The following is a 4,774-nucleotide window of genomic DNA, read 5'->3' on the forward strand; positions in this document are numbered from 1 at the left end:
GCCGCCGAGGTCATCCCGGCCGCCGGGGTCGACCTGCCCGAGACCTACGAGGAGGAGCTCCCGGGCAGGTCGCCGTCGTCGGGACGCGGCACGTTCTCCCTGACCAGCCGCGAGAGGTACGACTTTCGCGACGCGGTGATGCTGCTGACGAACCCGGCGCCGTGTCCCCAATGGTCGGGCGACGTGCCGCCGATCACCGCACTCGATGCTGAAGAGTTCATCGTGGAGTGGGCGGTCGCGCGCCACGGCGAGCGGCCCAACGTCTACAGCCGACCGATGGAGAAGTGGCTGCCCCGTCTCGACGACGCCGTGACGACGGCGTGGGTGATCGACACGTTCCGCCGGTTCACCACGTGCGACTTCGACCGTCTCGCGATGCCGTGGGAGTGAACGCGAGCGCGGTGCGTGCCTGGGTCACGGCGCACGACGGCTTCCGGGTGGGTGCGGTGCTGGTGGCGATCGGGGTCGCCGGCTCGCTCTACACCTACCTCCGGGTGCCGGTGCCCTACGGCGGGAAGGTGCCGATGTGGTTCCTCATCCCCTCGGCCCTGGCGATGGTCGCCGCGCTCGCGGTCCACAACGAGCTGCCCGACGGCGAGGGATCGCCGCGCGTGCGTGGGGCGCGGCTGGGCTGGGCACTCGTGGTGCTCTGCGTCGTCGGCGCAGCTGCCGCGGTGGTGGGTGCTCGCGCCGGTCAGCAGAGGATGCCGGAGCTGGCGGTCGCCCTGACGTCCGTCGCCTTCGGCCTCTCCGTGCTCGTCGGCCGGGGGAGCGCGGCGATCGGTGCGGCCTGTCTCGTCACGACCATCGTGTCGACCCGGGCGCTCTATCACCTGACCCCCGCGTCGCTGTGGGCCAGCCTCGGGACCCCTGGGCAGCTCGCCTTCGCCCTCGCCTGTGTCGGCTGCCTCTTGGCATACGTGCGGTTCGGCTCCCGTAGTCCGTCGACCGCGCTGACGGGCTGACGTGGCTACCCGACGGGACCCGTTGACGGCGGGAACGACTACTCGCCGCACCATGCGACCCTCGTGCCGCCGCGCGACTCGCGGGTCGAGGGAGCCATCAAGGATCTCTGCGCGTTCGCCGAGCGGACTGACCTTCCGTTGCTCGCCCATGCAGCCATCGCGCACGCTCAGTTCGAGACGATCCATCCGTTCAACGACGGCAATGGCCGCGCGGGCCGTGCTCTGGTCCACGTCATTCTCCGCAACGGGGGAGCGACCACCCGCACCACGGTCCCGGTGTCCGCAGGCCTTCTGTCCGACACGGACGCCTACGACGACGCGTTGACGGCGTACCGCCTTGGCGACGCGAATCCGGTCGTCATCGAGTTCACCCGGGCGGCATTCGCTGCCGTCCGCAACGGCCAGCAGCTCGCCACCGACCTGAAGTCGCTGCACGACGGTTGGAGCCATCAGCTCCGTGCCCGTAAGGACGCCGTCGCCTGGCGAGTCCTCCCGTTTCTGCTCCGGCAGCCGTCGGTGACGTCCAAGGTTGTCCAGGAGGTCATGAAGGTCACCCAGCCCGCCGCTGACAACGCCTTGCGCCAGCTCCACGAGATCGGAGCGCTCTCCAAACCCACGACCGTGCATGGTGACGGCCAGAAGCGGAACGTCGTCTGGCAGGCGAAAGAGGTTCTCGAAGCCCTGGACCGGTTCGGCGATCGAGCTCGCCGGAACCCCCGAGCAGGCTGAACGCTCAGAGAAATCTGATCTGAGGCAACCGACCGGGATCCCCGCGCGTCATGAAGGCAGTGCTGCATACTCGGCAGCGCTCAAGCGCTGTTTCCCGGGAGGTAGTCACATGAGTCGACGTCAGCGGACCGCAAGGGCCAAGGTGCAGCGCACGCGGGTCTCCCGGGAGAAGACGCTCCGGCGACAGAACCGAACGCGGCGGGTGGCGACAGCCGCCGCGACAGCGATGACCCTGGCCGGTGCGGGCGCCGCTGCCGCGATGGTCGCGTCGCCGGCGAGCGCGGCGCCGACGCGGACCGCGACGGCAGCCGGGGCGCTGGACTGCACGGGGACCACCCCGGACAGCACGCCGCGCAACTTCACCGACGTCGACGGCCGGTTGTTCTTCACCGCTTCCGACGACCGGGGCAACGCGTTGTGGCGGTCGGGCGGCACCGAGGGCACGACCCGGCTCCTCAAGCGGCTGCCGTCCAGCGGCTACTACGACTACGGCGACAACAGCGACCTCGTCGCCGTCGACGGCACCTTGTTCTTCACCCTCGACGGCGGTGACGAGGCCGGCGAGCTGTGGAAGTCCGACGGCACCAAGGCCGGCACCGTCCTGGTCAAGCGCCTCCCCGACAGCGGGAGCGAGTACGGCGGTGGGCCCTCGGAGCTGACCGCCGTCGGCGACCGGTTGTTCTTCAGCGCCGCAAGCGACGGGCAGAACAGCGAGCTCTGGACGTCGGACGGCACGAGGGCCGGCACCGTGCTGGTCAAGGACTTCGGCACGCCCGGCGTCTACAGCGAGTACGGCGGTCCGTCCCAGCTGACGGCCGTCGGTGACACGCTCTTCTTCTCCGCGGCCGACGACGACCACGGTCAGGAGCTGTGGAGGTCCGACGGCACCGCGGGCGGCACGGTCCTGGTCAAGGACGTGCGGCCCGGTTCCTACAGCAGCTATGCCCACCAGCTCACCGCCCTCGGCGACCAGGTGCTGTTCAGCGCTCGCGACGGCGTCCACGGCAGCGAGCTGTGGATCTCCGACGGGACCGGAGCCGGCACCGAGCTGGTCGAGGACGTCCGTCCCGGTGCCGCCTCCGGCGGTCCCGACGACATGGTCGCCGCCGGCGATCGGGTGTTCTTCTCCTCCGACGCCCCGGGTGACGGGCACGACCTGTGGGTCTCCGACGGCACCGGTGCCGGGACCGTGTTCGTCAAGCACTTCGAGACCTCGGACGACGAGTACAGCTACGGCCTCGGCGACATGACCGCCGTCGGCGACGAGGTGTTCTTCGCGGCCGACGACGGCATCCACGGCAGCGAGCTGTGGAGCTCGGACGGCACCGACGCCGGGACCGTGCTGGTGAAGGACATCCGGCCCGACGACTATGCCAGCGACCCCGGCGGGCTGGCCGTCGTCGGCTCCACGGTCTACTTCACCGCCCGCGACGGCGTGCACGGGCGCGAGCTGTGGCGCACCGACGGCACCGACGCCGGCACCGAGCAGGTGGAGGACATCTACCTCAACGGCTCGAGCGACCCAGAGGAGCTGACCGAGTCCGGCGGCGACCTCTTCTTCCACGCCCGGGACCGGCTCCACGGCGAGGAGCTGTGGGTCTCGGACGGTACGGCCGACGGCACCGACCTGGTGCTCGACATCAACAAGGGCGGCGCCTTCGAGATCTCCGACCGGGCCCGGCTCAACGGGACCAACAGCGCGCTGCGGGTTGGCGCGCAATTCGAGGGCTCGGGCACGGTCGAGGTAGCGCCGGCCGGCGCCGGCGGGATCAAGGTCCTGACGCAGGAGATCACCACCTCCGACACCGAGTACGTCACCCTCACCCTCGAGCTGACCCGTGCGGCGAAGCGGACGCTGCGCCGTACCGGCACGGTCGAGGTCGGCGCGAAGTTCACCTTCACCTCCTGCGGCGGCAGCGTGAAGAGCACCACCAGGACCTACACGCCGAGGAAGCGTTGAGCGACGCCACCCCCGCCGCAGCCGAACCGGCGCCGACGGAGGTCCGTTTCCAGCACAGCACCGACCTGCCCGGGCTCCTGGCCCGGGCGGGTTGTGCGCTGCTCGTGTCGACCTACCAGGCCGGCCAGGTGGTCGCCGTCGGGGTGGCCGAGGGACGGCTGACGTTCGCCTTCCGCCGGTTCGACCACGCGATGGGCATGGCGGTCGGCGCGGACGTCCTCGCCGTCGCCGGCAAGGACCAGGTCTGGATGCTGCGCGACCACTCCGACCAGGCGCCCTCGATGGCGCCCTCAGGGCGGCACGACCGCTGCTGGCTGCCGCGGACGTCGGTCGTCACCGGCAACATCCAGAGCCACGAGGTCGCGTGGGGGACGTCGACAGCCGGGGAGCCGGACCTGTGGGTCGTCAACACCCGCTTCTCCTGCCTGGCCGGCCTCGACGACCGTCACAGCTTCGTGCCGCGCTGGCGGCCGCCGTTCATCTCCCGCCTCGCGCCGCAGGACCGCTGCCACCTCAACGGGCTGGCGATGCGCGACGGGGCGCCGGCGTTCGTGACGGTGATGGGGCTGACCGACGAGCCGGGCGGCTGGCGGGCGAACCGCAACGAGACCGGCGCGGTGCTCGACATCGCCTCGGGGGAGCCGGTGACCTCCGGGTTGGCGATGCCCCACTCGCCGCGCTGGCACCGCGGTCAGCTGTTCGTCCTCAACTCCGGCTTGGGCCGCCTCGAGCGGGTCGACCCGGACTCCGGGACGCGGGAGGTGGTCGCGCTGCTGCCGGGCTACGCCCGCGGCCTGGCGCTGCACGGCGACCTCGCGTTCGTCGGGCTGTCCCGGATCCGGGAGACGACCACGTTCGGCAACACCCCGCTGGCGCCGTACCACGACCAGCTGAAGTGCGGCGTCGGCGTCATCGACCTCCGCACCGGTACGACGGTCGGCACCCTGGAGTTCGCCTCCGGGGTGGAGGAGATCTTCGACGTGCAGGTCGTCGCCGGTGCGCGCAGCCCGACCTTCGGCGCGTCCGTCGACGACAGCGACGACGTCTGGGTGCTGCCCCACCAGGACGAGCAGGCCTGAGAAGCACGCCGAACCCCCGCCCCGGGGGCGGCGGGGCGGCG

General features: G+C 71.2%; 5 protein-coding genes. All 5 read left to right on the forward strand.

The window, feature by feature from the left end; translation table 11 throughout:
* Positions 1-390: hypothetical protein (locus H0487_RS18125; protein WP_183095637.1), on the forward strand; the 390-nt coding region annotated here is incomplete at its 5' end.
* Between the two features lie 11 nt (positions 391-401).
* Positions 402-965: a hypothetical protein gene (locus H0487_RS18130; protein ID WP_183095638.1), complete on the forward strand. Its 564-nt coding sequence runs from the start codon at positions 402-404 to the stop codon at positions 963-965.
* Positions 966-1,028: 63 nt separating this feature from the next.
* Positions 1,029-1,694 (forward strand): Fic family protein, encoded by a 666-nt coding sequence (locus H0487_RS18135; protein ID WP_183095639.1) that lies wholly within the window; start codon positions 1,029-1,031, stop codon positions 1,692-1,694.
* A gap of 109 nt (positions 1,695-1,803) precedes the next feature.
* A complete protein-coding gene (locus H0487_RS18140; protein ID WP_183095640.1) occupies positions 1,804-3,654 on the forward strand; it encodes an ELWxxDGT repeat protein in 1,851 nt (616 codons plus the stop codon).
* The gene (locus tag H0487_RS18145) at positions 3,651-4,733 is read left to right on the forward strand and encodes a TIGR03032 family protein (protein ID WP_183095641.1); all 1,083 of its coding nucleotides are present in this window, start codon (positions 3,651-3,653) and stop codon (positions 4,731-4,733) included. The genes H0487_RS18140 and H0487_RS18145 overlap by 4 nt, the downstream gene beginning before the upstream one ends.
* The last annotated feature ends 41 nt before the right edge of the window (positions 4,734-4,774 follow it).

Origin of the sequence: Nocardioides stalactiti, assembly GCF_014180715.1 — a bacterium.
GTDB classification, from domain to species: domain Bacteria; phylum Actinomycetota; class Actinomycetes; order Propionibacteriales; family Nocardioidaceae; genus Nocardioides; species Nocardioides stalactiti.

Coding starts and splice junctions, on each gene's coding strand:
- H0487_RS18140 (WP_183095640.1), top strand. CDS start 1,804: ATGAGTCGACGTCAGCGGACCGCAAGGGCCAAGGTGCAGCGCACGCGG.